This is a genomic window from Crossiella sp. S99.2, assembly GCF_023094165.1.
In the GTDB taxonomy this organism is placed as follows: Bacteria; Actinomycetota; Actinomycetes; order Mycobacteriales; family Pseudonocardiaceae; genus Crossiella.
Window position 1 is genome coordinate 76,565 of record NZ_JALMDK010000012.1, and the last position, 26,324, is coordinate 102,888.

Consider the following 26,324-nt stretch of genomic DNA (forward strand, 5'->3'; position numbering starts at 1 on the left):
GACAACGGCCAACACGCGGTGCGGTGCGGCCGTGCGCCGGGGGTGGTGACGGCGCGCGCTCCGGTGGGGGAGCGGGTGGGTCAGCGGGCGGGGCGGAGGACTGATGGGGGGAAGAGGCGGGAGCGCCAGCCCAGGGGTGAGCTGGCGGTGAGGCTTTCCAGGACCTGGCGGACGGCGGCGAACAGTTCCGGTTCCGGGCGTGGGGTGCCGCTGTACCAGGAGCGCTCCACCGCGCCGATGATCGTGCGCAGCCCGTTCTGGGCGCGTTCGTCCAGCTTGTGCTCGCGCACCAGCTTCCGCGCGGCCGCGCGCACCGTCTCGGTGCCGGCCACCGCCGCGCCCCGGTCCACCGAGGCGGCCATCAGCTCCTGCCAGGCCGCACCGGCCGCGTCCGGACCGCCCAGGGCGACCGCGTGCAGCCGCCGGTCGCGCAGGTACCGGCGCAACCAGGACGGCACCGCCAGCGCGACCCCGGCCACGCCGAGGGCCAGCAGCAGCCACCACACGATCGGGTGGACCAGGAACCACAGCGGCACCAGCACCGCGATCCCGCCGCACAGCGCGGCCAGGCCCCACCACAGTTCCGGTGGTTCCTTGCCGCCGGAGGCCACCCCGGCCCGCCGTTCCCGCCTGCGGGCCTGGCTGACCGAGGCGCCGCGGGCGGCGGCGGCCAGCGCCAGCAGGGCCAGCGGGCCGGAGGTGAACCAGACCCACACCGGCACGATGCTGTCGTCGCGGTTGTTGTCCTTGTTCCCCTGATCGCCCTGGTTCTGGCCGGGGAGCCCGGTGGTGGTCGGCGCGGCGCTGGTGGTGCGGCCCGTGGACGGGACGATCGCGGAGCTGGTCGGCGCACCCGGGTTGGGCTGCTCGTAGGTGGCCGCGGAGCCGCGGCTGTCCGGCAGCGGGGTCGGGTCGAACTGGATCCAGCCGACGCCGTTGAAGAACACCTCGACCCAGGCGTGCGCGTCGTTGGTGGTGATCGAGTAGTAGCCGCTGTTGTTGTAGCCGGGGGTGAACCCGACCGCGACCCGGGACGGCACGCCCACCGAGCGCAGCATGGCCGCCATCGAGGAGGCGAACTGCTCGCAGTAGCCGGTCTTGCCGTTGAACAGGAAGTCCACCAGCGGGTCGCCCTGCCCGGTGCCCGCGGTGCGCAGCTGGTACTTGAACCCGCCGCTCTGGGCCAGGAAGTGGCGGATCGCGACGGCCTTGTCGTAGTCGGTGCCCGCGTTGCGGGTGATGTTGCGGGCCAGCGATTCGACCTGCGGGTCTACGTTGTGCTCGAAGTAGCGCTCGCCGATGAGCCCCGCGGTGCGGGACCGCCCGCCGGGCGCGGCGCGCATGGACTCGATGCTGGGCTCGGGCAGCACCGCGGACTGCAGGTACTTCCCGGCCTGCCGTTTGCTGGGGGCGTGCACGATGCCGGCGCCCGGGTCGTAGTTCCAGTCCTCGGAGATGTTGGCCAGCTGCATCGGCACGCCGTAGACCGGCAGCCACGGGTCCAGGAAGCCGATCGCCTCGATCTCGACCTGCATCGGCCTGCCCTCGGCGAGCAGCCGCTGCCGGGTGGTCCCCGGCGGCATCGCCAGCTCACCGCGGGTGGACTGGTTGTCCAGCCTGCTGTCCACCTCGAAGCCGCGGGCGGTGTCGAACTTGCTCAGCGTGGTCACCCGCAGGTACGGCGGCTTCTCCGGCAGGCCGCGCACCCGGAACAGCTCGATGCTGCTGTCGCGTTCCAGCTGCCCGCGCAGCGAGGTGAACGTGTTGAGCCCGATGGAGGCGGTCGAGTCGGCCGCGCCGCCGCCGGGCAGCCTGCCCGCGGTGCCGACCATGGTCAGCACCGCGCCGGCGACCAGCGCGATCGCCACCGCGGAGGCGGCGACTCCCGCGGCGGCCGGCGCCGAGCCGTCCCCGGAACGCAGCGCGGGCAGTCCGAGCCTGCCCCGCCACAGCCGGTGCCGCTGACGTTCGTCGATGACCAGCAGCAACGCGAACCCGGCCGCGCCCGCCGCGAAGGACCACCAGGGCAGCAGTTCATCGGCCAGCGAGGCGGGCACCGCGAACACGCACAGCAGCACCAGTCCGGAGGCCGCGGGCGCGGCGGCGGCCACCGCGAGAGTGTCCACCACGATCGCGACCAGGCCCAGCGCCACGCAGACCAGGCAGAGCATGGCCGCGGTGGCGGTCACCGGGGCCACCCCGGTCTGCACCTGCGCCATCGCCTGCCGCAGCACGCCGAGCAGATCGCCCAGCGCGCCCGGCCCCGGCAGCACGACCAGGATGCCGCTGCGGGTGAACACCGCGGTGAGGAAGCACAGCAGCCCGGCGAACTGGCCGAGCGCGACCAGTGGGGTCGGCGTGCGGACCGAGCGCAGCGCGATGCCGGTGCCCACGATCACCGCCACGGTGACCGCCACGAACACCAGCCAGCGCATGCCGCTGATGACCCCGGACAACGAGGTCGCCGCGGTCAGCACGGCCAGCCCGGCGGCACTGGGCACCACCGGCCCGGTCCAGCCGACCGGCGCGGTCACCGCCCTTCGCCTGTTCACCATCAGTCCTCGCTCACCATGGCCCAGCCCCGGCCACATGGCCGCTGGACATCCGTTCCGGCACGGTGTTGCACAGCAGTGACCACACCGCGGCCATGCCCTGTTCCGGCCGGGCCACCACCGCGCCCCAGCCGGCCGAGTTGAGCAGCCGCACCGCGTCGGCGGGGTCGTTGCCCCGGTCCTCGCGGGCGCTGGCCCAGCCGTTGACGTCGAGCACGATCGCCAGGCTGCGCACCCCGCGCGGCCGGAAGCGCACCAGTTCGGCGATCGAGGCCGGGGTGACATCGCCGAGCACCGCGATCATCTCCCGGCCCGCGCCGGGGTCGCCGGTGACGGCCAGTTGCGCGCGGTGCGCCGGGTGCAGCGCGGCCAGCGCGTCCAGCACCGGCACGTCGCTGAGTCCGGCCGAGGCGGAGCCACCGGCGAGCAGCACGCCCTCCTCGGTGCTCAGCCGCACGTGCTGGCCGTGTTTGTGCAGGTGCAGGCAGATGCTCGCGGCCAGGGAGATCGCCCATTCCAGGCTGGAGGTGGGGCCGTTGCCGCGGTGCGCGGCGGCCCGGGTGTCCAGCAGCACGGACACGCCGCCGTGCCAGGGGCTTTCCTCGACCCGCACCATCAGCTCGTCCCGGCGCGCGGTGGACTTCCAGTGCACCTTGCGCAGGTCGTCGCCGTGCCGGTACTGCCGGATGATCGCGTCGTCCTCGCCCTGCCCGGCGCGCAGCCGGACCGCGCCGTCATCGCCCGCGCCCAGCCCGGAGCCGTGCGGCAACCCGTGCAGCGTCATCACCTTGGGCACCACGACGAGCCGGCTGCGGCCGCCGAGTTCGCGTTCGAATTCGGCCAGGCCGAAGGGGTCGGTGACCCTGGCGCGCAGTGGTCCGAGCTGGTGCACGCCGCGCATGACGGGCTGCAGCGGGTAGCGCAGCACCGCGGCGCTGCGCCGGGGCAGTCGTTCCACCACGAACCTGGGCTTGTTGCCCAGGGCGTAGGGCACGCCGTCCTCCAGCATCAGCCCGCCCGCGGGCAGCCGTCCCGAGCTGCGCACTTCCAGCCGGACCTCGGAGGCGGCGCCCACCTGCACCCGGTCGGGCACCAGGTGGCGCAGCGCGGCCAGGCCGATCCGGGCGTTCGCGGCCATCACCGCGGCGATGATCGGCAACGCGACCACGAACACCGCGATCCGCAGCAGGTCACGTTCGTCGAGCAGCAGCGCGCACAGGGCGGCGGCGAGTCCGGCGGCGAGCAGGCAACGGCCTCTGGTGGTCAGTCCCGCCAACGCGCCCATGGATCACCTGGCTCCGCGCAGGCCCGCGTGCCACTGCTGGCTCTGGTTGCCCGCCGGGCCCTGCGGCACCGGCACCCGCTGGACGAGTCCGCGGACCAGGTCGGCGGGGGAGCGGCGGGCGGCCTGGGCCTCGGCGGTGAGCACCAGGCGGTGCGCGAGCACTGGCACGGCGACCGCGTGCACGTCATCGGGCACCACGAACTCGCGGCCGGACAGCGCAGCCTGCGCCCGCGCGGCCCGCACCAGGTGCAGGGTGGAGCGCGGCGAGGCGCCCAGGCGCAGCTCGGGCAGGCGGCGGGTGGCCGAGACCAGCTCGACGCTGTAACGCCTGATCTCCGGCGAGAGATGTACCCCCCGGACGGTGGCGACGAGCTGGCGCACCCGTTCGGCGTCGGAGACGGGTTTGAGGTCGGCCATGGGGTCGTGTCCGGCGTGCTCGTCGACCATGGCCAGTTCGGCCTGCGGGTCGGGGTAGCCGATGGAGACCCTGGCGGTGAACCGGTCGCGCTGCGCCTCGGGCAGGGCGTAGGTGCCCTCCATCTCCACCGGGTTCTGGGTGGCGATGACCATGAACGGCGAGTCCAGCTCGTAGCTGCGGCCGTCCACAGTGACCTGGTGCTCCTCCATGCATTCCAGCAGGGCGGACTGGGTCTTCGGCGAGGCGCGGTTGATCTCGTCGCCGACCACGATGTTGGCGAAGACCGGGCCGGGCCGGAACTCGAACTCGCTGTTCTGGCGGTTGAAGATGGACACGCCGGTGATGTCGCTGGGCAGCAGGTCCGGGGTGAACTGGATGCGGCTGACCGAGCAGTCGATGGAACGCGCGAGGGCCTTGGCCAGCGAGGTCTTGCCGACGCCCGGCACGTCCTCGACCAGGAGGTGGCCTTCGGCGAGCAGGGTGACCAGCGCGATCCGCACCACCTCGGGCTTGCCGACCAGCACCCGCTCGACGTTGGCCGCGATCCGTGAGGCCGTGGCGTGCAGCTCCGGCAGTCCGCCGCCCGACTCGCGCGCGTTCACCGTGGTCCCGTCCTCACCGAACTGGTGGCCGGATAGCGCGGCGGGCTGGGTACTGGGCGTCACACGTCCTCCTGCTGAAATCATTCTGCCCCGTCGCTCCGCTCGCCCCGGACCCTGTGCGGCAGCCTGCCACGCAGTGTGTCAAAACCGGGCGAAGGCGGTTGTCGGTCAGGGTCAGTCTTACCGCACGCCTGGTTCGCCACATCGTCCCCCACTTCTCACCACCGTGGACGGCCGATAGGCCAACTGGTTGCTCTCCGGCCCGGGATTCGTGGGCGCAGGGTGATCGGATGGCTGTCAATCCCGCCCGCCGCGGCTGCCTCTCCGGGCAGGTCCCCTCACCACCCCCCACCCGGCCCCACCGCCGTTTTCCTGCGAAAACGCCGACACACCCGGGGGATATCGGGTCCGTTTCGCGTTGACTGTGGGGGAAAGTGGGGTACTGTGGCGGCCGGTGGGGCAAACGGGGGCCCCGCTGCCGGTCCCGTCGGGTCGGTTGGGAGGTGCGTGGCCGATGTTCCTCGGCACACACAGCCCAAAACTCGACGACAAGGGGCGGCTCACCCTGCCGGCGAAGTTCCGGGACGCACTCGCGGGGGGTCTGATGCTCACCAAGGGCCAGGACCACTGCCTGTTTGTCTTCCCGCGAGCGGAGTTCGAGCAGATGGCGCGGAAGGTGGCCGAGGCGCCGTTCACCAACGAGGCGGTCCGCGCGTACCAGCGCTACCTGTTCGCGGGCACCGACGAACAGCGACCTGACTCGCAGGGCCGGATCTCGATCACGCCGGAGCTTCGGCGTTATGCCTCACTGACCAAGGAGTGCGTGGTCATCGGGGCGATCAACCGGCTGGAGATCTGGGACGCCACCGCCTGGGAGCGCTACCTCGAGGAGAACGAGGAGAACTACGCGCAGGCACGCGAGGAGGTGCTCCCCGGCGTCTTCTGACGTGTGAGGCATTCGGATGCGGCTTGGCCTCGGTCCGCTCGGCTTTCGACCCTGGTGCACCTTCCCCGGCACCAGGTGCGACGGGCGGGCGGGGACCTGGCGGCATCGGGAGACGAACAAGGCACCTGCTTGTCGCGCATGGGCGGGTAAGAGAGGTAGTGACCGCCATGACGGGGCAGCCGCAGCACGTGTCGGTCCTGTTGGACCGCACGCTTGAGCTGCTCGCACCCGCGCTGAGCGGACCGGACGCCGTGGTGGTCGACGCCACGCTCGGTCTGGGCGGGCATTCCGAGGCCCTGCTGGCCGCACACCCCCGGCTGACGCTGATCGGCCTGGACCGGGACACCCAGGCGCTCAAGCTGGCCGGCGAGCGACTCGCGGTATACAACTCGCGTACCCACCTTGTGCACGCGGTGTACGACGAGCTGCCCGAGGTGCTGCTCGATCTCGGTATACCGCGGGTGCACGGCGTGCTCTTCGACTGCGGTGTCTCCTCCCTGCAGCTGGACGCGGTGGAACGCGGGTTCGCCTACTCCAAAGACTCCCCGCTGGACATGCGGATGGACCCGAGCGGCCCGGTCACCGCCGCGGACATCCTCAACACCTACAGCGCCGGCGAGCTGTCCCGGATCCTGCGCGACTACGGCGAGGAGCGCTTCGCCGGCCGGATCGCCGCCGCGGTGGTGCGCGAGCGGGAGAAGGAGCCGTTCACCACGAGTGGACGCCTGGTGGACCTGCTGTATGCCAGCGTCCCCGCGGCCACCCGGCGCACCGGCGGGCACCCGGCCAAGCGGACCTTCCAGGCGCTGCGGATCGAGGTCAACGCCGAGCTGGACGTGCTGCGCCGGGCCATCCCGGCCGCCGTCGACGCGCTGCGACTGGGCGGCCGGATCGCGGTGATGTCCTTCCAGTCGCTGGAAGACAAGATCGTCAAACGGGTGCTGGTCCAGCGGGCCACCTCGACCACACCGCCGGGACTGCCGGTGGAGCTGCCCGGCCACGGCCCCGAGCTGAAGCTGCTCACCCGAGGGTCGGAACAGGCCGGTGAACAGGAACAGGCGGTCAACCCGAGGGCCGCCTCGGTGCGGCTGCGGGCCGCGGAGCGGATCAGGGAGGCGACATGACCGCACCAGCACGGCAGACCCCACCCGAGCTGCCGGAGCACGCGAGCCCGGCCACGCCGGGCGACCGCGGCCGGTCCACCGCCGCCGAACGCGCCTACGCCCGCCGCGAGCAGCGCAAGGACCGCTGGCTGCGGCCGGTGCAGGAACGCGCCGCCGCGACCGGCTTCCGCGCGCCGTTCGTGCTCATGGTGATGTCGCTGCTGGGCATCGGCCTGGTCACCTCGCTGTGGCTGACCACGGCGGCGGCCGCCGACTCGGTGAAGCTGGAGCAGATCAAGAAGGACGCGCGCGCCCAGGCCGAACTGGTCGAGCTGCTGCGCCGGGAGGTCGCCACCAAGGAGTCCCCGGCCGAGCTGGACCGCAAGGCCAGGGAGATGGGCCTGCTGCCCGCGATCGACCCGGCCATGCTGGTGCAGCGGCCGGACGGCAGCTGGGGTGTGGTCGGCGAGCCGAAGGCGGTCAAACCCGCGCCCCGGCAGCAGCCGAACCCACCGGCGCAGAACCCGAACCCGCCGGCGCAGAACCCCGCCCCGCCGAACAACCCGCCCGCGCAGAACCCGCCGCCCGACCAGGGCCAGCAGGGTGGCGCGCCGGGTCAGCCCGGTGGCCAGAACCCGCGGGGCCAGGGTCAGCCCGGCGCTCCGGACCAGCAGGGACAGCCCGGCGGGCAGCCCGCGCAGGGCCAGCAGCAACCGGGTGGCCCGGCCGAGGGCGCGGGTCAGCCAGGAGGAGCCGGCTGATGCAGCGTTCGCGCACGAGCCGCCCGGTCCGGTCGCGGTCCGTCCGCGGCGCCCGGACCAGCCGCCCGCCCGGCGGCATGGGCAACCACCGCACCCGCGCCGTGGTCGGCCGGATCATGCTGGTCATCGCGCTGGTCGCGGCCGGGGTGAAGCTGATCGAGGTGCAGGTCATCAACGCGGGCGAACTCTCCGCGGCCTCCCAGCGCCAGCGCAGCACCCCGCAGGAGCTGCCCGGCCCGCGCGGCTCGATCACCGACCGCAACGGCGCGCTGCTCGCCTTCTCCAGCCAGGTCCGCGCGCTCTACGCGCTGCCGCAGCGGATCAGCCAGGAGTGGGACAAGGCGGCCGAGGACGCCAAGACCAAGGGCGCCAAGGAACACGTGCCCAACGGGGACGAGCGCAAGCGCAACATCGCGGCCAAGTTCAAGCAGGTGCTCGGGAACCAGGTCAACGAGAACGAGATCCTGGAAAAGCTGCGCAGGGACGTCAAGTACGTGGTGCTGGCGCCCAACGTGGAGCCCGGCAAGGCCAGGGAGATCACCAAGGCGTTCTCCGACATCGGCGCCGAGTCCCGGGAGGAACGGCAGTACCCCGGCGGCACGCTGGCCTCCGACCTGCTCGGCTTCGCGAACTGGCGGATGGAGGACAAACCCAACCGCCTGGCCGGGATCGAAGGCCTCGAGAACATGCGCAACGACCTGCTGACCGGCAAGAACGGCAAGCGGATCGTGGACACCGTGGCCAACAACGAGGACGCGGTCATCCCCGGCAGCGAGCGCGAGCTGATCCCGCCCACACCCGGCTCCGACCTGGAGCTGACCATCGACGCGGACTTGCAGTACCGGTTGCAGCAGCAGCTCACCGACTACGTCCGCCGGGTGGGCGCGCGCAACGGCTCGGCCGTGGTCCTGGACGCCAAGACCGGCGAGGTCTACGCGCTGGCCGATGACAAGCCGTACGACCTGAAGAACTTCCCCACCGCGACCAAGGACCAGCTCAACCGGTTCGCGGTCACCTCGCCGTTCGAGCCCGGCTCGGTGAACAAGATCGTCACCGCCGCGGCCGCGATCGAGTACGGCCTGGTCACCCCGACCACGGTGCTCAGCGTGCCGGGCAGCATCAGCTACCCGGGGCACGTCGTCTCCGACGCCTGGGACCACGGCACCGAGCGGATGACCTTCACCGGGGTGCTGGCCAAATCCTCCAACGTGGGCACCCTGCTCACCGCCAAGGAGGTCGGCGAGGACCGCTACGCCGACATGCTGGCCAAGTTCGGCCTGGGCAAGCGCACCGGCGTCGGCCTGCCCGGTGAGTCGCCGGGCACGGTGCCGCCGCGCTCGCAGTGGTCCCAGTCCACCTTCGGCAACCTGCCGATCGGCCAGGGCCTGAACATGACCGTGCTGCAGATGGCCGGGATGTACCAGACCATCGCCAACGACGGGGTGCGCGTCCCGCCGCGGATCGTGCGCGCCGAACTCGTCTCCCCCCCCGGCGGCGGGGCCGATGCCAAGCAGCGCCGCGAGGAGAAGCGCCCGGACGGGGTGCGGGTGGTCTCCCCGGAGACGGCCAAGACCGTGCGGGACATGATGCGCGCGGTGGTGCAGCAGGTGCCCGGCAAACCGGACCTGCGTGGCACCGGGCCCGCGGCGGCGCTGGAGGGCTACCAGATCTCCGGCAAGACCGGCACCGCGCAGCAGGTCGAGAACGGCCGGTACAGCCAGAGCCAGTACTGGATCACCTTCGCCGGCATGGTGCCTGCGGACAACCCGCGGTTCGTGGTGGGGCTGATGCTGGACGCGCCCACCGAGGGCGGCGCGGAGGGCAAGTCCGCGGCCCCGCTCTTCCACGAGGTCGCCTCCTACCTGGTGCAGCGCTACCGGATCCCGGTCTCCCCGGAACCCAGCCCGATCCAGAGCCTGATCGTGCGCTGACCGCCCGGCACCGACGCGAAAGCCCCGCTCCGGCGAGCGGAGCGGGGCTTTGTCAGCGGGTGGGTCAGAGGCGGCGCAGCACCGCGACGACCTTGCCCAGGATCTGCGCCTCATCGCCCAGGATCGGCTCGTAGGCCGGGTTGTGCGGCATCAGCCAGACATGCCCGTCCCGGCGCTTGAACGTCTTCACCGTGGCCTCGCCGTCGATCATCGCGGCCACCACGTCCCCGTTGTCCGCGTCGGGCTGCTGGCGCACGGCCACCCAGTCCCCGTCGGTGATGGCCGCGTCGACCATCGAGTCGCCGACCACCTTGAGCAGGAACAGCGAACCCTCGCCGACCAGCTCCTTGGGCAGTGGGAAGACCTCCTCCACCGACTCCTCCGCCAGGATCGGGCCACCGGCGGCGATGCGACCGACGACCGGCACATAGGTCGGGACCGGGCGGGCGAAGCCCTCCGGCTCCTCCTCACCCTCCGGCGTGCGCACGCCGTAGGCGCGCGGGCGGTTGGCGTCGCGCCGCAGGTAACCCTTGCGCTCCAGCGCACGGAGCTGGTGGGCCACCGAGGAGGTGGAGTTCAGTCCGACCGCCTCGCCGATCTCCCGGATGCTGGGCGGGTAGCCGAAGCGCTCCAGCCAGTCCTTGATGACCTCCAGGACCCTGGTCTGCCTGGGGGTCAGGCCCACGAGTTCGGCGCCCTCGGCCACCGGCGCCGGTAGGACGTGCACCTCGGCCCGTCGCGCCGCCTCCCCCGCCTCGGCAGCGGGTTCAGCGCCGGTAAGAACAGGCTCCTTGGTCGTCTCGCGTGCCACGGGGGTGCCCTCCAGATCCCAGGTGAACTCAGGTTCGAACGGTAGTCGCACAGCGTGCCCAGATCAAACGCGTGTTCGAACGACACGCCGGAAATGCTTCAAATCAGCGCGCCGTGGTGGTAGACATTCGCACGGACGTTCGATCGAACAGGCGTTCGATCGACGTTCGAGCCAGGGACCGCTCGCGTTGGATGGAGACGTCATGTCGGCGCTCACGCACACCGAAACCGCGCAGCAGCAGGCCGGGACCGGCCACGTGCCCGCCCACGTCGCCTGGCAGCGGCGCAGCCTGCGGGTCCGCCGGGCTGGGGACGGCGCCCGGCCGCACGGGCGCCCGGACAGCGAGCTGTCCGCCGAGGAGGCCGGCCGGGTGATCGCCACCTGCGGACCGGCCCGGCGCCGCGCCACCTGGGTGGACGTGGTGCTGGTCGCCCTGGTCACCGCGCTGGCCGTGCTCGGGCTGGGCCTGCTCGCCGAACTACGGATGGGCGGTGACACCGCCCCGCTGCCCGCCAAGACCATGCTCACCCAGCTCGGCGCCGGCGAGACCCTGACCGACCTGGCCCGCCGGGTCGCCCCCGGCCGCTCCACCGCCGAGGTCGTCGCGCGCATCCACGAGCTGAACTCCTCGCTGTCCAACGGTCCGCACGCCGGTCAGCCGCTGTGGGTGCCCGACCTGGACGCCGACCCCGCCCGGCCCTGAGCCCGGCCGCGATCCGGCCCTGAACTGGGCCGTCTTTCACCTGATGGCGTGATCCCGCTCGCATGTCCCCCCGACGCGTGATGACATGCGCCTGTCAACTTGCTTCCTTAACCCGCTCGGCCTAGTTTCTACCCCTACATCTAGTAGTTACACCGCTGTGTTTGTCCCACTGATTGGGTCGAGGCGGCTGGTGCGGGGAAGGGGCGAGGACCGTGCGGTGTCCATTCTGTCGGCATGCCGACTCGCGGGTGGTGGACTCCCGCGAGGTGGACGAGGGCCAGGTCATCCGCCGTCGCCGGTCCTGCCCGCAGTGCAGCCGCCGGTTCACCACGGTCGAGGAGGCCGTGCTGGCGGTGGTGAAGCGTTCCGGCGTCACCGAGCCCTTCAGCCGGGAGAAGGTGGCCCGCGGGGTCAGCCGCGCCTGCCAGGGCCGTCCGGTCGACGAGGACAAGCTGCAGCTGCTGGCCCAGCAGGTGGAGGAGGCGATCCGCTCCACCGGCGTCGCGGAGGTGCCCAGCCACGAGGTGGGCCTGGCCATCCTCGGCCCGCTGCGCGAGCTGGACGAGGTCGCCTACCTGCGCTTCGCCAGCGTGTACCGGTCCTTCACCTCGGTGGAGGACTTCGAGAAGGAGATCCTCGACCTCCGCGAGGCCAAGGCGCCCGAGGCCGGGGACGAGCAGGAAGCGGCGAAGAGCGAATGACCAGCCAGGAACGGCGTCCCGGTCAGCGTGCCAAGGGCGCGGCGGCCAAGACCCCGGCGGCGAAGAACAAGAAGAGTCTTGCCGGACCGAATCGGACGGGGACACCGGACGGGGCCAGGCGTGCAGCAGCAGCGAGCGAGGGAGAGCAAAAGGTCATGACGGAGACCGTCGGGACCCCGGCCGCCGGGGAGCAGGCCACCGGCCTGCGCATGGAGCGCGTCTACACCACCGCCGGTGTGCACCCCTATGACGAGGTCAGCTGGGAGCACCGCGACGTCGTCATGACCAACTGGCGCGACGGCACGGTGAACTTCGAGCAGCGCGGAGTGGAGTTCCCCGACTTCTGGTCGGTGAACGCGGTCAACATCGTGACCAGCAAGTACTTCCGCGGCGCTGTCGGCACCGACAAGCGCGAGAGCAGCCTGCGCCAGCTCATCGACCGGGTGGTGCTGACCTACACCAAGGCCGGGGTGGACAACGGCTACTTCGCCACCCAGCAGGACGCGGAGATCTTCGAGCACGAGCTGACCTGGATGCTGCTGCACCAGGTGTTCAGCTTCAACTCGCCGGTCTGGTTCAACGTCGGCACCGCCTCCCCGCAGCAGGTCTCGGCCTGTTTCATCCTCGCCGTCGACGACACCATGGAGTCGATCCTCAACTGGTACAAGGAAGAGGGCCTGATCTTCAAGGGCGGCTCCGGCGCCGGGGTCAACCTCTCCCGCATCCGCTCCTCCCGCGAACTGCTCTCCTCCGGCGGCAGCGCCTCCGGCCCGGTCTCCTTCATGCGTGGCGCGGACGCCTCCGCGGGCACCATCAAGTCCGGCGGGGCGACCCGGCGCGCGGCCAAGATGGTCATCCTCGACGTGGACCACCCCGACGTGGAGGAGTTCATCGAGACCAAGGCCCGCGAGGAGGAGAAGATCCGCATCCTCCGGGACGGCGGCTTCGACATGGACCTCGGTGGCAAGGACATCACCAGCGTCCAGTACCAGAACGCGAACAACTCGATCCGGGTCTCGGACGAGTTCATGCGGGCGGTGGACGGCGGCGGCAGCTACCACCTGCGCTCCCGCACCACCGGCGAGGCGATCGACTCCAGGGACGCCAAGGAGATCTTCCGCAAGCTGGCCAAGGCCGCCTGGGAGTGCGCGGACCCGGGCATCCAGTACGACGGCACCATCAACGACTGGCACACCTGCCCGGAGTCGGGCCGGATCAGCGCGTCCAACCCGTGCTCGGAGTACATGCACCTGGACAACTCCAGCTGCAACCTGGCCTCGCTGAACCTGATGAAGTTCCTCAACGAGGACGGCAGCTTCGCCGGCGAGCGCTTCGCCAAGGCAGTCGAGTTCGTCATCACCGCGATGGACATCTCGATCTGCTTCGCCGACTTCCCGACCGAGCCGATCGGCGAGACCACCCGCAAGTTCCGCCAGCTCGGCATCGGCTACGCCAACCTGGGCGCGCTGCTGATGGCCACCGGCCACGCCTACGACTCCGACGGCGGACGCGCGCTGGCCGCCGCGATCACCTCGCTGATGACCGGCACCGCGTACAAGCGCTCCGCCGAACTGGCCGGGGTGGTCGGCGCGTACGAGGGCTACGCCCGCAACGCCGACGGCCACCAGCGGGTCATGCGCAAGCACGCCGCGGCCAACGACCTGGTCCGCACCATGCACAGCAACGACAAGGCCGTGCACAAGCTGGCCACCATCGCCTGGCAGGACTGCCTGGCCACCGGCAACCGCAACGGCTGGCGCAACGCGCAGGCCAGCGTGCTCGCCCCCACCGGCACCATCGGCCTGATGATGGACTGCGACACCACCGGCATCGAACCGGACCTGGCGCTGGTCAAGTTCAAGAAGCTGGTCGGCGGCGGCTCCATGCAGATCGTCAACCAGACCGTGCCGCGCGCGCTGACCGCCCTGGGCTACCAGGACGAGCAGGTCGAGGCGATCGTGGAATACATCGGCGAGCACGGCCACGTGGTGGACGCGCCGGGCCTGCGGCTGGAGCACTACGAGGTCTTCGACTGCGCGATGGGCGAGCGCTCCATCGCCGCGATGGGCCACGTCCGGATGATGGCCGCGGTGCAGCCGTTCATCTCCGGCGCCATCTCCAAGACGGTGAACATGCCGGAGACGGCCACCGTGGAGGAGGTCGAGAAGATCTACTACGAGGGCTGGAAGCTCGGCCTCAAGGCGCTGGCGATCTACCGGGACAACTGCAAGGTCGGCCAGCCGCTCTCGGCGGGCAAGAGCGCGACCAAGTCCGGCGAGAAGCAGCCCGAGACGATCATCGAGTACCGCCCGGTCCGCAAGCGCCTGCCGAAGAAGCGCCCCAGCCAGACGGTGTCCTTCACCGTGGGCGGCGCCGAGGGCTACCTCACCGCGGGTTCCTTCCCGGACGACGGTCTCGGCGAGATCTTCGTCAAGCTCGGCAAGCAGGGCTCGACCCTGGCCGGTGTCATGGACGCCTTCTCCATGTCCATCTCGGTGGGCCTGCAGTACGGCATCCCGCTGGAGTTCTACGTCTCGAAGTTCATGAACCAGCGCTTCGAGCCGGCGGGCATGACCGACGACCCGGACGTCCGCATCGCCACCAGCGTGCTGGACTACCTGTTCCGCCGCCTGGCCCTGGACCACCTCCCAGCCGCCAAGCGCGCCGAACTCGGCATCTTCACCGCCGACGAGCGCTCGGCCCAGGTGGAGGCCGAGTACGGCACCGGCGAGGTCGACCTGACCGCCCTGCGCACCACGGTCGAGGCCAAGCCCGCCGCGGGCAAGGGCGAGGTCGCGGCCAAGCCTGCCGAGGTCACGGCGGGCAGCTCGACCGAGCTGATCGAACTGCAACTGGGCATGGCCGCCGACGCGCCGCTGTGCTTCACCTGCGGCACGAAGATGCGCCGCGCGGGGTCCTGCTACGTGTGCGAGGGCTGCGGCTCGACCTCCGGCTGCAGCTGACCACCAGCACCGGCTGAACGCGAAAGGCCCGGTCAGGGTGGGCGACCCCCACCCTGACCGGGCCTTTCACCGTCGTTCGCACGGCACCCGTCGGGTCAGCACCTGGCGGCTCAGTACCCGTCCGCGGCCAGCCGACTGGCTTCCTGCACCGGCATCAGGTCCTGGACGCCCGCGAAGTAGGGCGCGGCCTCGGCCGGTTCCAGGATCTCCTCCAGGTCGAGGCGTCCGGGCACCCGCGGCAGGAAGCGCACGGCCTGGTAGGCGTGGGTGAACACCGGCGGATCCAGCACCAGCCTGCGGATGCCGTCCACGACCGGGATCCGGCTGGGCGTGGACTCGCCCCAGATCCAGCGGCCGGAGGGTTCGGCGAAGTTGAAGCACTCCACCGTGTGCGGCAACGAGTCCAGCGCTTTCATGTCGATCTCCGCGACACTGCTCAGCGCCACCGCCTCGGCAGTCGGCGCCTGCCCCGGCAGGTGCCCGCCCCCGATGAGCGCTCCGGCCAGCAACGTCTGGAGCTGGTAGTTCCCGGCGATCCCGCTCATCCGCATGCGGAAGGCCCGTCCGGAGGCGCGGTCCAGCACCAGCAGCGGCTCCTCGTCGAGCAGCAGCAGCGCCCACTGGACACAGCGCAGGTCACCGTAGTCCGGTTCCAGCCGGTCGATCAGCTCCAGCAGTTCGGCGCGGTTGGTCAGCCCCCGGCGCACGCGGCGATCGGCGAGCACGGCCACCGCGGCCATCTCCCACTTGTGCACGGTGTGCCAGCCGAAGTACGGCGCGTGCCAGACGTCCCCGAAGTCCGGCCCGAGCCGGTCCTGCACCTCTTCGCTGGGCATCTCGGTCGGCTCCGGCAACTCGGCGTCCGCACCGAACCTGTTGCGCCACAAGCGGGCGAACTCGATCGCGTCTTCCAGGCTCTCCTGCAGACCGTCGAGGATCGGCGGCGCGCAGGCCACCGCGTCCGCCTGCCATTCCACCAGCGCGCCCACGAACACCGCGTACACGGCCGAATGCCACTGCGGCATCTCGGGCAGCAGGGCGGTCAGCCGAGGGCCGATCGCGGCCGAGTGCGCGGCCAGCACGTCTGTCGGGGCCGTGGCGAGGTCGTGATAGGCCGCTTCCAGCAGCGAGAGCTTCTTCGCCGCGATCGCCGCCTCTACCGCCTCGACCGCGGTGTCGACCGAAAACCCATCGGGTGCCATCGCCGCAGTCTAGGTGGGCGCCCGTCCGCCCCACGACGCTTCCCACCCCACACCACCCACCCGCCAACCCCCAAGATCGGATCCTGGTCCGATCCCCAAGCCCCAGCCCCACCCCAAACTCGCCTCGTGCCCCTACGTCCCTTCCTCCTGACCGCGATCACCGCACTTGTCAGCACCCTGCTCCCCACACCCGCCGCCCCGCCGTCTGCGGCATCAACCGCCGTGACATCAACCGCCGTGACACCGGCCGCCATCGACACGATCGTCCGCGAGTACCTGGACGCCACCGGCCTCCCCGGCGCCGCGGTGACCATCACCCACGGCACCCGGGTCCTGCACGCCGCGGGCTACGGCCGCACCCCGTCCGGCGAACCGGTCACCGCCGCCACCGCGATGCCCATCGCCTCACTCAGCAAGTCCTTCACCGCCTTAGCCGTGGCACAGCTGGTGGAAGCGGGCCGCCTCGACCTCGACCGCCCGGCCCACACCTACCTGCCCGAGTTCAGCATGGCGGACCCCCGGGCCGGCTCGATCACTGTGCGCCAGCTGCTGGACCAGACCTCAGGCCTGTCCGACACCACGTTCCCGTCCTTCACCCGCCCCCAGCCCAACACCCTGGCCGAGTCGGTCGCGTCCATGCGTGCGGCCAGGCTGGCCGCCGACCCAGGCACCCGCTGGGAGTACCACAACCCGAACTTCCAGGTGGCCGCCCGCCTGGTCGAGGTCGTCAGCGGCCAGCCCTTCGCCGACTACCTACGCCGGCACATCCTCACCCCACTGGCCATGACCAACACCCACACCCTCAACACCGCCCGGGACCTCCCCGGTCCAGTGGGCCATCTGCTGATCCTGGGCTTCCCGCTGGCTCTCCCCGAACCCCCGGCCTTCGGCAACGGCTCCGGCGGCATGCTCAGCTCCGCCCAGGACCTGGCCGCCTGGCTGATCACCCAGACCGGCAACGGCCGCAGCCCCACCGGCGCCACCATCGCCACCCCGGCGACCATCACCGCCACCCACACCCCGTCTCCCACCTCGGGCAACTACGCCCTGGGCTGGTCAACCGGCCGAACCGACTCAGGCGCGAAGCTGATCGCGCACAGCGGCGACCTGTTCACCGCCACCGCCTATCAGGCCCTGCTCCCCGACACCGGCTACGGCATCGCCGTCCTGGCCAACACCGGCACCACCCACGCCGACGCCCCCGCCCTGGCCCACCGCCTCATCGCCCTGTTGGAAGACCGCCCCCAACCCACCCCACCGACAAACCCCTTGCTCATCACCGACACCATCCTGCTCACCCTGGCCGCCGCAACCCTGCTCCTCGCCGCTCGAGGCATCCGCAGATCGCGCCGCTGGGCCCGTTCCCGCACTGGCACATCGCCGCCCGCGACCACGGTCAGCCCCACACCGGTCACGGCCCTCGCCATCCCATCCGAGACCACATCCGCCGCCAAGCCTGCACAGGCCGAACCGCAAGCCAGTCCACAAGAAACCGCCGCCGGCTCCCCACATGGCGCAGCCCCCGCCAGCCCACCACGCCGGGCGCCCAGCTCCAGCCCGCCGCACCTGGCGGTCAACCCCAGCCCGTCGCATCGGGCAATCAACCCCAGTCCCAGTCCCAGCTCGCCGCACCGGGCGATCAGCTCCGGCGCCAGCTCGCCGCACCAGGTGCCCAGCCCCAGTCCCAGCCCCAGTCCCAGCCCCAGTCCCAGTCCCAGTCCCAGTCCCAGCCCCAGTCCCAGTCCCAGCCCCAGTCCCAGTCCCAGTCCCAGCCCCAGTCCCAGCCCCAGTCCCAGCTCGCCGAACCGGCCCGCCAGCCCCAGTCCGCTGCGCCTGGCCGCCCGGCTCCTGCCCAATCTGCTGCCATTGCCGCTGTTCCTGCTCATCCACCGCGTTGTCGGCCTGCTGTTCCGCGGTCGCGACATCGCCTGGCTCCAGGTCGCCTACCTCTACCCGACCTTCATGGTGTTCCTGGCCGTGCTTACCGTTGGCTGCCTGCTCGTCCTGCTGACCAGGGTTGCCGCGCTAGTCCGGCTTCGTAGCCCGCGATGACCAGTTGCGCCCGGTCCCGCGCGCCGAGCTTGGCCAGCAGCCGCCCGATGTGGGTCTTTACCGTGCCCCGGCTGAGGAACAACCTCTCCTGGATCTCGACGTTGGACAGACCGTGGGTGATCAGCGTCAGCACCTCGCGCTCCCGCTCGGTCACCCCGGTGAGTTGCCGGAGCGGTTGCCGCTGTCGCCATTCGCCGGTGAACTCGGCGATCAGCTTGCGGGTGATACTCGGCCCGAGCAGCGACTCCCCGGCGGCGACCACCCGGATTCCGGCCAGCAGATCCTTCGGCGCGGTGTCCTTGAGCAGGAACCCGCTGGCACCCGCGGACAACGCCCGGAACACGTAGTCGTCCAGGTTGAAGGTGGTCAGCACCAGCACCTTGGGCGCCCCGGGACGGGCGGTGATCCGGGCGGTCGCCTCGATCCCGTCCATCACCGGCATCCGGACATCCATCAGCACCAGGTCGACCTCGTGTGCGGCGACCAGGTCGAGTGCGACCTGCCCGTTCTCCGCCTCGCCGACGACGACCACGTCCGATGTGGCCTCCAACAGCAGCCGCAGCGTGCTGCGCAGCATCGGCTCGTCATCGGCCAGCACCAGCCGAATCGGCCCAGTCTTCGGTGGCTCTGTCGTGACGGGCCCAGTCGCCATGCGCCCAGTCGTCCCCGGCTCAATCGTCCCCGGCCCCGTCATCACGTCCTCCGTCAGCACGGCCTCTGCCGTCACGGGATCAGTCCTCGTCGGCTGGGGCAGCATCGGCTCAGTCATCGCCGTCCCCTGGCCGCAACGGCAGTCGGGCCCGGACCGCGAACCCGCCCTCGGCGCGCGGTCCGACCACCACGCTGCCCCGATGCAGCGCGGCTCGCTCCCGCATGCCGACATGTCCGTGCCCGGACGGCCCGATCGGGCCACGAGCGGGACCATCGTCCTCGATCTCCACCAGCAACTCGTTCTCCTCGACGGCCAGCCGGACCCGGCATTCCCGGGTCTGAGCGTGCCGCACCACATTGGTCAGCGCCTCCTGCACGATCCGGTACGCCGAGACCCGCACCGACTCCGACACCACGGACAGATCAGGTGCCACCAGACGGACGTCCAGGCCCACCAACCGGCTGTCCGCGACCAGCCGCTCCAGCGGCCGCGCGTCCGGCTCCAGATCAGCCGGGTCACGCAGCGCGCCGAGCACCGTGCGCACATCCGCCAGCGCCCGGCGGCTGATCGTCTCGATCTCGCTCAGCGCTGTGTGTCCGTGGTCGGCCAGGTGGTTGGCCACCGCGGCCCGCAGTGCGATCAGGCTCAGGCTGTGCCCGACCACGTCGTGGATGTCCCTGGCGATCCGCAGCCGTTCCTCGGCCACTGCTCGCAGTGCCCGCAGCTCAGCCACCTGCGACGCATGGTCTCGCCGTGCCCGCACCGCCCTGGCCAGTGCCCACCCCACGCCCACCACCACGCAGACGTAGAGCAACACGCTCACCGGAGTCCGGCCGAACGACTCGACCCCCGGCGGGCTCGCCACCGGAAGCACCGCACGGACCAGTCCCGCCGCGACGACCACACCCAGCGTGACCACCAGCGCCACGGTCGCCCGCCGACCCGATGCCGCCAGCGCGACCGGGTACAGCGCGAACGCCACCGCCGGCGCCACCAGGTCTCCGGCAACCTCCGCCAAGGTCGCCAGCGTCGCGGCCACCAGCACCACGCCCAGCACTGGTGTCGGCCACCGGCGTCGTACCGCCAACGGCGCGCCGACCGCCACGGCGAGTACCCAGCCCGCAGCCAGGCCGCCCACGGGTGTGAAGCCGTAGGCTGTCCGCATCCCGGCCACGACCACCACGACGACCGCCACCAGGGCGTCGGTGACCAGTAACGCTCGCGACCCGAAACGCGGGATGCAGGACTCCGACACCACAGGACCGTAACCGGAGTTCGGCGGGGTGACATCGGACCAGGGTCCGATCTCATGGCTCGGTCACTGGCGGCTGGGTTTCAGGCTGTCCGCAAGGGAACCGCGAGTAGTTGTCGATACCGGCACCGGCTGTGCCGGCGTTCGCCAGGTTGCTGCCCAGGGCGAGCACGTGCCGACTGTCGGCCGCAGCCAGGAACCGTTGGCAGACACCGCCGCCGGGCGTCAGGGCGCCTGTGCAGCGACCCCGCCCGCGCCCGAGGGGCCGCGCGAGGCGAACCGGTTGGCCACGCCGGACGTCCGCGTCATCGCCCAGACCGACGCCCGTGACCGCCTCGCCGTCGCCCACCGCGAGGTCTGCCTCCCCTGTGGACAACGCGCCCCACCAACGCCGCGCCCCGGCTAACGTCCCAGGCATGGACGCGCTGCGGAAATCAGGACCCCTGGGCTTCAGGTAGTTCCGCCAGGAGATGCCTGGCGGTGCTCACCAGGGGAGTCCCATGTCCCGCACCGCTGCCCACATCAGGTCCACCCGCGCCCGGACCGCTCATCACCGGGCCTGGCACGCGGTGGCCGTCAGAGACCTGCGCTACAGCACGGCGATCCGCACCGAGGCCGAGCACCAGGGCCGTCGGCCGCGGCCGGTCGCGTTCCGGCGGGTCGTCGCGATCTACTCGTATTCGCGTGCCCACAACGGGAATCGGGAGATCGCCCGGCTGGCCCGCATCGCGGAACGACGCGCCCGCCAGGACCTGCGCCGCGCCATCACCACGGTGCTGCGCGAGGTCAACGCGGCCGCTCGCCTGCACTCTGGCCCGCTGGCCGAGGCAGACATTCCGCCAACCCGGCACTGGCACTCCGGCCGCTGGCACGCCTGGTGACCGGGACCACGTCGAGGGCGGTCACACCCGGACGGGGTGGCTCGTCCTCAAAGTGAACCCGAGAACAGGAGGCCCAGCGATGAGTGTGGTTCTGGTGACCGGCGGCAGCGGCACCCTCGGCCGAGCTGTGGTGCGCGGACTGGTGCGCGAGGGCCATCAGGTCAGGCTGACCAGTCGAAGCCCGCGCCCGGCCGAGTCCGATCCGGGAGTCGAGTGGCACACCGTCGACTACGCCACGGGACAGGGGCTGGACGCCGCCTTCGCCGGGGTCGAATCGATCGTGCACACCGCCACCGTTGTCAGCGGCAAGCGGGACGTGGCCCTGACGCGCACGGTGGTCGAGGCCGCGGTCCGCGCGGGCGCGCCGCACCTGGTCTACATCTCCATCGTCGGCGTCGACCGGATCCCGTTCTCCTACTACCAGGGCAAACTCGCTGCCGAAACGGTGGTCCGCGAGTCCGGGCTGCCGTGGACGATCCTGCGCACCACCCAGTTCCACGACCTGGTGCTCCGGGTTCTCAGTGGGCTGGCGGCGTTGCCGATCATGCCGGTGCCGTCCGGGATCCGGGTGCAGCCGGTGGAGGTCACCGAGGTCGCCGAACGGCTCGTCGCGCTCGCCACCGGCACGCCCGCCGACAACGTGCCGGACCTCGGTGGCCCGGAAACGCACCTGGTGAGCGACCTCGCCCGGCTGTACCTGCGTGCGCGGGGTAAGCGCCGCTTGCTGTTGCCGGTGCGATTCCCGGGCAAGGTGTTCACCACGTATCGAAACGGTGAACACCTCGCACCGGAACACGCACACGGCACGGTCACATTCGCCGAGTTCCTCGCCGAAGAGACCGGAAAAAGCCGGTGAAACCGGACATGGGATGATTCAGCAGGGTCAGCGCAACCGGTCCAGGGCTGAGCTGAATGCGTCCGGATCGACCTTGACACCACCGCTGAACGGGTTTTCCAGCTGGTAAATCGCGAACAGCAGCAGAGTCAGTGCGGCGGTCAGGATCACTACGATAACGATATGTGGAATTATCTTCGGGCCGCCGAACAGGAACGGGAACAACGCTGACATCACCGCGCCGAGAATGAGCGCGAACCACATCACCGTGCTGACCCCGCCGCTGGCGGCGTCCAGTCGCGACTGTCGTGCCTGGTAGGCCTCCCAGAGCTGGCTGGACGCCTCGGTCTTGCGGTTCTCCAGCCAGTGACCCTCGGCCGGTGCCTCCGCGATGACCTTGCGCAACTCGTCCAGCTTCTGCCAGCCGTCCTCGTCGACCTCCTGCTCCTGACGGAGCTTCGGCCACTCGTCGTTGAGCACGGTGCCGAGGTAGGACCTGGTCAGTTCCTCGACCTTGCCGCGCACCGGATCCGCGAAGGAGGTCGCGGCCCAGTTCACCGCGACGATGCTGTTGGCCTCCTTGGTCGAGTCGTCACCCACCGACTTGACCGTGTCCAGCAGGGAGATCAGCACAAACGCGGTGACCACCGCATGCAGTCCGCCGACAATGGTGAAAACCAATCCGGCTGACTCGTTGTTGCTCAGTCGTTCCTCGTCGGAGCCGAATCTGCGGAACAGGACGGCCAAGGCCGCGACCACCACAGCGACTCCGGCGACCCAGAGCAAGCCCGACAGGTAGAGGTTCAATTCAGCTCCTTTCTGGTCCGGGATTACATCACGGTCTACTGTGAGGAGTACAGTCCGGTCCAGTCGCGAAGCGATGACGATCCGATGCTGTAAGCAGAGCGAATCAGTGCGATCCTGAAAGGAGTACCCGATTGTCGTATTCAGTTGCTCCGATACGGTGGTCGCGCCATTTGGTTGCACTGTGCATTACCTCGTTTCTGCTCTTCCTCAGCAGTGGCGGGCTCAGCCCGATCGAGGCCGACGCGGCCAGCGTCTGCACGGCCTACCAGGTACGCGCCACCTCCCACGGCGGCCTGTCCACCCTGTTGCGGGTCACGCTGCCGTCCGGTCTGCCCAACCGTGCTCCACAGCCATTGGACCTAGCCGTTAACTCGATCGGGTACGCCCCGGCGCAGGGCCTTGTGTATGGGATCGCCTCCCGGGACCGGACCGGCAAGTTTCGTGACGGCGGTCACGTCGTCCGCATCGACCAGAACGGAGCGGTCAAGGACCTCGGCCCGGTGCGGCGCACGGGCAGTGTGCCGGTGCCGTGGAGTGGTCTGATCGACAGTTTCGCGGGCACGGTCGTCGGCAACCGGTTGTACGTGCGCGAATGGGACAAGCTCTACGCGATCGACATCGATCCGCGAAGCCCCAGCTACCTCGGCCTGGTGCACTCGGTCCGTCTGGACTGGCACTGGCTCTCCGACGACCTGGACGACTTCGCGCACAACCCGGCCGACGGCAAGCTCTACGGCATCTCCAACACCGGCCACGGCAACGGCACCTTGGTCAAGGTCGACCCCGGCAACGGCAAGGTCACCAAGGTCAAGGTTCTCAAGGGCCTGCCCGGCTCCAGCACCTACGGCGCGGTCGTGCTGGACCCGGCCGACAACGGCCTGTGGGTGCTGAACAACGACCATCGCCGCGCCAGCCGTCTGTACCGCATCCAACTGGGTGACAACACCTTCACCGAGGTCAACACCGGCCCCGCCCTGTCCAGCACCGACGGCGCTGGCTGTGTGAAGTCAACCCCAGCCCCCACCACACCTCCCACCACCACACCCCCGCCCCCCGCCGTGATCCCCCCACCCCCACCTGCCCCGCCAACCCCCACCACGACCACCCGCCCGGCCCCCGTCATCCCACCCCCGCCGCCAAGCCGCGTCACCCCACCCCCGCCTCCGGCTAAGCCGATCGTCGCCCGAGCCCCGGCCCGCCCCACCCCAAGGGCCCAGGCCTCGTCGTCACTGGTCCGCGACCAGCGACGCTGGACTGTGGTGACCGTGGTGATGATCATCTTCGGCTCAGGCGCCGCGCTCCGCGTTGTCCGCTCCCACCGCTGACCGCGGCCCGGCCCCACACCTCGGCGCCACTGTGCTGCTCCGGATGTCGGTGACCGCTTGCCAGACCCGTCAGTCGGCGACCGTGGCCGGGTCCGCCCCGCCTCATGCGGACCCGGCCACGGACCGGCGCTCGAACCGGTCCGAGGCACCGGCAAGTTGGCGAGCCTGCTGACCTGCCGGCGCCCCGAGAATCTCGCGAGCCTGAGTACCCACCGACGCGCTCGCGAGTCCGCCCGCGCCCGGCCGTAGCCGGAAAATCCCGGCGGCCGGGCGCGGGCATGTCCTAGACTGTGCCCGGCCGCAGCGAGCGGCCCCTGTGCAGGGAAAGGAGGCCAGAGATGTACGCGTTCCCTCCGGCGCCTCCGCGGATCGCCTGACCGATCCAGCGCGCGCCTCCTGATCTTCGCCTCGGAGGCAGTTCCACATGAAGTTCCGTTCCATCGCCGCGGCCGACTTCGACCGCGCCCCGCATCGCACCGCTCCGTTCGACTGGGCCACCGCCGTTCAGTACGACGAACGCCGCGCCACCGGCCAGTACCGTCCCCAGTGGACCTGGTTGGCCGAGGACGGCGACCGTGTCCTGGCCCGCGCCATGTGGTGGGGCTTCGGTGACGGCAAACACCCGCTCGCCCTGGACTACCTGTACGTGCACCACTCCGTTGCCGACCCCGCCACCCTGGTCGGTGACCTGCTCAACACGGCACACGAGACGTTCCTGGCCGAAGGCGCGCCGGAACTGCCCGCCTACCACCTCAAGCTGCCGTTGAACTGGCACGCCGACCCGGAGTCCGTGGCCGCGGTCGACTGGCGGCGCACCGCCGCCGCCCGCGCCGGGCTGACCGAGGACAACGAACGCCTGCGCTACGAGTGGACCCCGGCTGACGGCCTGCCGGAACCACCCGCACGCCTGGACTTCCGCCCCGAACCCGACGACGAGGTGATGCTGTCGGTGTTCCGCAGCCTGACCGAGGGCAGCCTGGACACCGAGACCCGGCGCGGGGTCACCTCGGTCGGCGTGGACGCGCACGCTCGCGCCGACTTCGAGTTCTACCGCGACCAGATGCCTGGCCCCCGCGAGTGGTGGCGGTTGGCCTACACCGCAGGCGGCGACCTGGTCGGCCTCGCCCTGCCCTCGCGCAACGCGAGCAACGCCGTCGTCGGCTACCTGGGCGTGCTGCCCGAGTACCGCGGCCACGGCTACATCCACGAACTGCTGGCGCACATCACCCGCCACCACGCCGAACTGGGCGCGCCCAGGGTGGTCGCGGACACCGACCTGGTGAACCAGCCGATGGCCGCGGCCTTCACCCGCGGGGGCTACCGCAACATCGAGATGCGCCTGGTGTTCAGCGCACCCCGCTGACCCAGCGGTCCAGCACGTCGTCGATGGTGTCGCGAATCCGTTCCCTGGCAACGGTTCGCGGCACCCCGGCCATCAGCATCGCGTCGTAGCCGGTGTCCTCGTGCCGGATCGAGGCGATCACCGCCCGCCGGGTCGCGCCCTCGTCCAGGGCCTGACCGGCGGCGGACCGCCCGACCCGGCCACTGCTGCGGGCGCCGGCGTGCCGAGCGATCGCCTCGGCACGTGCGGAGGCGCAACCCGGGAACAGTCGCAGGATCTCCGCGGCGAGCCGGGCCTGGAAATCCAGGTCTTGCTCACCCCGGCGAACCGCGTCCCGCTCCCGTCGCCGCGAGCGCACCTCAGCGTCGGCGAAGCACTGCTCCTCCGCCGCCTCCAGCGCGTTCTCCTCGACGAGCAGGCCCAGCCGGTCGAACCGCTTGCGTGACCGGTTGAACCGCTGCACCACCGCGGACAACGTGCTCGCCTTCTTCGCCCGCCGGGTCAGGGTGGCGTCGCCGGCCGGCAGGAACACCAGGTGGTCCAGGTCCGCGCATTCCAGGCAGTACGGCCGCTTCTCCTCGACGAACTGGTAGGTGTCCGAACCACCGCAGTCCGCGCAGACCCAGCCGCCTTCGGCACGCAGGACCACCAGATCAGGTGCCGACTTCTGTCGTTGGACCACCCGATCCCGTTGCGCCTGCGAGAGTCCTGCCGCCAGCCAGTGCGTGCTGAACCGTTGTTCTGTCGAGGAGGAACCGGATCCGGTGAACCGCAACGGTCGCCGATCCCGGGTCGCCGCAACGTAGTCCACCACCTCAGTGGTCAGACCTTGTTGCCGCGCCCAGTGCTCAAGGTGCCCGAGTACGGCGTCCACCTTGTCCGGCGGCACCGTCATCGCCTCGGCGAGTGAGCCGATCCGCCCCTGTTCCCAGTCGTCGATCCGCCTGTCGGTCAGCCAGCCGAGCCGGTTGAGCACGAGCACCGGGGAGACGAACTTCTTCTTCGCCAGCAACGCCACGGCCGCCTCGGTGACGCGCCGTTCGAGCTTGGACTTGACTGCCTGGACCACCACGCCAGTCTGTCAGGCCGGTGCGGCGACTGGAGAACGGGACAAACTGATCACATACCTCCGGGTGTGGGTGAGAAGGTGTGGGGAAATGCTGGGCAGGGGCGGCGCTGCCGGGTTCGCTGGCGCCGGAC

The 26,324-nt window shown here is 70.8% G+C and carries 21 protein-coding genes; 12 read left to right on the forward strand and 9 right to left on the reverse strand.

The genetic code is table 11. The annotated features are described in order from the left end of the window. Nucleotides 1-80: 80 nt before the first annotated feature. The 3 genes from MZC64_RS35735 to MZC64_RS35745 are packed head-to-tail and all read right to left on the reverse strand — an operon-like array spanning nt 81 to nt 4,920. Nucleotides 81-2,552 (reverse strand): DUF3488 and transglutaminase-like domain-containing protein, encoded by a 2,472-nt coding sequence (locus MZC64_RS35735; protein ID WP_247760372.1) that lies wholly within the window; start codon nt 2,550-2,552, stop codon nt 81-83. Nucleotides 2,553-2,565: 13 nt separating this feature from the next. Next, complete coding sequence (locus MZC64_RS35740; protein ID WP_247760371.1) at nt 2,566-3,837, reverse strand: DUF58 domain-containing protein; 1,272 nt, start codon at nt 3,835-3,837, stop codon at nt 2,566-2,568. Between the two features lie 3 nt (nt 3,838-3,840). After that, complete coding sequence (locus tag MZC64_RS35745) at nt 3,841-4,920, reverse strand: AAA family ATPase (protein WP_374205824.1); 1,080 nt, start codon at nt 4,918-4,920, stop codon at nt 3,841-3,843. A gap of 451 nt (nt 4,921-5,371) precedes the next feature. Between MZC64_RS35745 and mraZ the strand changes: the two genes are divergently transcribed. From mraZ to MZC64_RS35765, 4 genes are all read left to right on the forward strand, one after another. Beyond that, entirely contained in the window at nt 5,372-5,803 is a 432-nt protein-coding gene (mraZ, locus tag MZC64_RS35750) for a division/cell wall cluster transcriptional repressor MraZ (protein WP_247760370.1), read from the forward strand. Nucleotides 5,804-5,970: 167 nt separating this feature from the next. Further along, a complete protein-coding gene (gene rsmH, locus MZC64_RS35755) occupies nt 5,971-6,927 on the forward strand; it encodes a 16S rRNA (cytosine(1402)-N(4))-methyltransferase RsmH (protein ID WP_247760871.1) in 957 nt (318 codons plus the stop codon). Then, nucleotides 6,924-7,667 carry a hypothetical protein gene (locus MZC64_RS35760; protein ID WP_247760369.1) on the forward strand — a complete coding sequence of 248 codons (744 nt, stop codon included), beginning with the start codon at nt 6,924-6,926 and terminating at the stop codon, nt 7,665-7,667. The genes rsmH and MZC64_RS35760 overlap by 4 nt, the downstream gene beginning before the upstream one ends. Next, nucleotides 7,667-9,598 (forward strand): penicillin-binding protein 2, encoded by a 1,932-nt coding sequence (locus tag MZC64_RS35765; protein ID WP_247760368.1) that lies wholly within the window; start codon nt 7,667-7,669, stop codon nt 9,596-9,598. Before MZC64_RS35760 ends, MZC64_RS35765 begins: the two co-directional genes overlap by 1 nt. Before the next feature lie 64 nt (nt 9,599-9,662). Here MZC64_RS35765 and lexA read toward each other — a convergent pair whose 3' ends face one another. Then, complete coding sequence (gene lexA / locus MZC64_RS35770) at nt 9,663-10,409, reverse strand: transcriptional repressor LexA (protein WP_374205825.1); 747 nt, start codon at nt 10,407-10,409, stop codon at nt 9,663-9,665. 202 nt (nt 10,410-10,611) lie between these two features. Here lexA and MZC64_RS35775 point away from each other — a divergent pair, with 202 nt between their 5' ends. The 3 genes from MZC64_RS35775 to MZC64_RS35785 all read left to right on the forward strand — a co-directional run bounded on the left by MZC64_RS35775 (nt 10,612) and on the right by MZC64_RS35785 (nt 14,776). Next, nucleotides 10,612-11,112: a hypothetical protein gene (locus tag MZC64_RS35775; RefSeq protein ID WP_247760367.1), complete on the forward strand. Its 501-nt coding sequence runs from the start codon at nt 10,612-10,614 to the stop codon at nt 11,110-11,112. Nucleotides 11,113-11,324: 212 nt separating this feature from the next. Further along, nucleotides 11,325-11,813, forward strand: a complete 489-nt coding sequence (gene nrdR / locus MZC64_RS35780) for a transcriptional regulator NrdR (protein ID WP_247760366.1) — start codon at nt 11,325-11,327, stop codon at nt 11,811-11,813. Nucleotides 11,814-11,968: 155 nt separating this feature from the next. After that, nucleotides 11,969-14,776: a vitamin B12-dependent ribonucleotide reductase gene (locus tag MZC64_RS35785; RefSeq protein WP_247760365.1), complete on the forward strand. Its 2,808-nt coding sequence runs from the start codon at nt 11,969-11,971 to the stop codon at nt 14,774-14,776. Between the two features lie 110 nt (nt 14,777-14,886). Here the strand turns inward: MZC64_RS35785 and MZC64_RS35790 are convergent, their stop codons facing one another. Further along, a complete protein-coding gene (locus MZC64_RS35790; protein ID WP_247760364.1) occupies nt 14,887-15,978 on the reverse strand; it encodes a hypothetical protein in 1,092 nt (363 codons plus the stop codon). Nucleotides 15,979-16,215: 237 nt separating this feature from the next. On the opposite strand from MZC64_RS35790, the gene MZC64_RS35795 reads away from it, so the two are divergent. Continuing rightward, a complete protein-coding gene (locus tag MZC64_RS35795) occupies nt 16,216-18,030 on the forward strand; it encodes a serine hydrolase domain-containing protein (RefSeq protein WP_247760363.1) in 1,815 nt (604 codons plus the stop codon). Here the strand turns inward: MZC64_RS35795 and MZC64_RS35800 are convergent. Both MZC64_RS35800 and MZC64_RS35805 read right to left on the reverse strand, forming a co-directional pair. Then, complete coding sequence (locus tag MZC64_RS35800) at nt 17,960-18,682, reverse strand: response regulator transcription factor (protein ID WP_247760362.1); 723 nt, start codon at nt 18,680-18,682, stop codon at nt 17,960-17,962. The two genes, MZC64_RS35795 and MZC64_RS35800, sit on opposite strands and share 71 nt — an antisense overlap. A gap of 109 nt (nt 18,683-18,791) precedes the next feature. Continuing rightward, nucleotides 18,792-19,937: a sensor histidine kinase gene (locus MZC64_RS35805; RefSeq protein WP_308301105.1), complete on the reverse strand. Its 1,146-nt coding sequence runs from the start codon at nt 19,935-19,937 to the stop codon at nt 18,792-18,794. A 497-nt stretch (nt 19,938-20,434) separates the two neighbouring features. On the opposite strand from MZC64_RS35805, the gene MZC64_RS35810 reads away from it, so the two are divergent. Together MZC64_RS35810 and MZC64_RS35815 are read left to right on the forward strand one after the other, a co-directional pair. Then, complete coding sequence (locus MZC64_RS35810; protein ID WP_247760361.1) at nt 20,435-20,815, forward strand: hypothetical protein; 381 nt, start codon at nt 20,435-20,437, stop codon at nt 20,813-20,815. A 79-nt stretch (nt 20,816-20,894) separates the two neighbouring features. Beyond that, a complete protein-coding gene (locus tag MZC64_RS35815) occupies nt 20,895-21,671 on the forward strand; it encodes an SDR family oxidoreductase (protein ID WP_247760360.1) in 777 nt (258 codons plus the stop codon). A 27-nt stretch (nt 21,672-21,698) separates the two neighbouring features. Here the strand turns inward: MZC64_RS35815 and MZC64_RS35820 are convergent, their stop codons facing one another. Further along, nucleotides 21,699-22,457: a DUF4239 domain-containing protein gene (locus MZC64_RS35820; RefSeq protein ID WP_247760359.1), complete on the reverse strand. Its 759-nt coding sequence runs from the start codon at nt 22,455-22,457 to the stop codon at nt 21,699-21,701. 170 nt (nt 22,458-22,627) lie between these two features. Between MZC64_RS35820 and MZC64_RS35825 the strand changes: the two genes are divergently transcribed. Both MZC64_RS35825 and MZC64_RS35830 read left to right on the forward strand, forming a co-directional pair. Continuing rightward, a complete protein-coding gene (locus tag MZC64_RS35825; protein ID WP_247760925.1) occupies nt 22,628-23,782 on the forward strand; it encodes a hypothetical protein in 1,155 nt (384 codons plus the stop codon). Between the two features lie 424 nt (nt 23,783-24,206). Next, the gene (locus MZC64_RS35830) at nt 24,207-25,145 is read left to right on the forward strand and encodes a GNAT family N-acetyltransferase (protein WP_247760358.1); all 939 of its coding nucleotides are present in this window, start codon (nt 24,207-24,209) and stop codon (nt 25,143-25,145) included. On the opposite strand, the gene MZC64_RS35835 is transcribed toward MZC64_RS35830, so the two are convergent. Then, complete coding sequence (locus tag MZC64_RS35835; RefSeq protein WP_247760357.1) at nt 25,129-26,193, reverse strand: DUF2293 domain-containing protein; 1,065 nt, start codon at nt 26,191-26,193, stop codon at nt 25,129-25,131. The genes MZC64_RS35830 and MZC64_RS35835 overlap by 17 nt on opposite strands. Between the last annotated feature and the right edge of the window lie 131 nt (nt 26,194-26,324).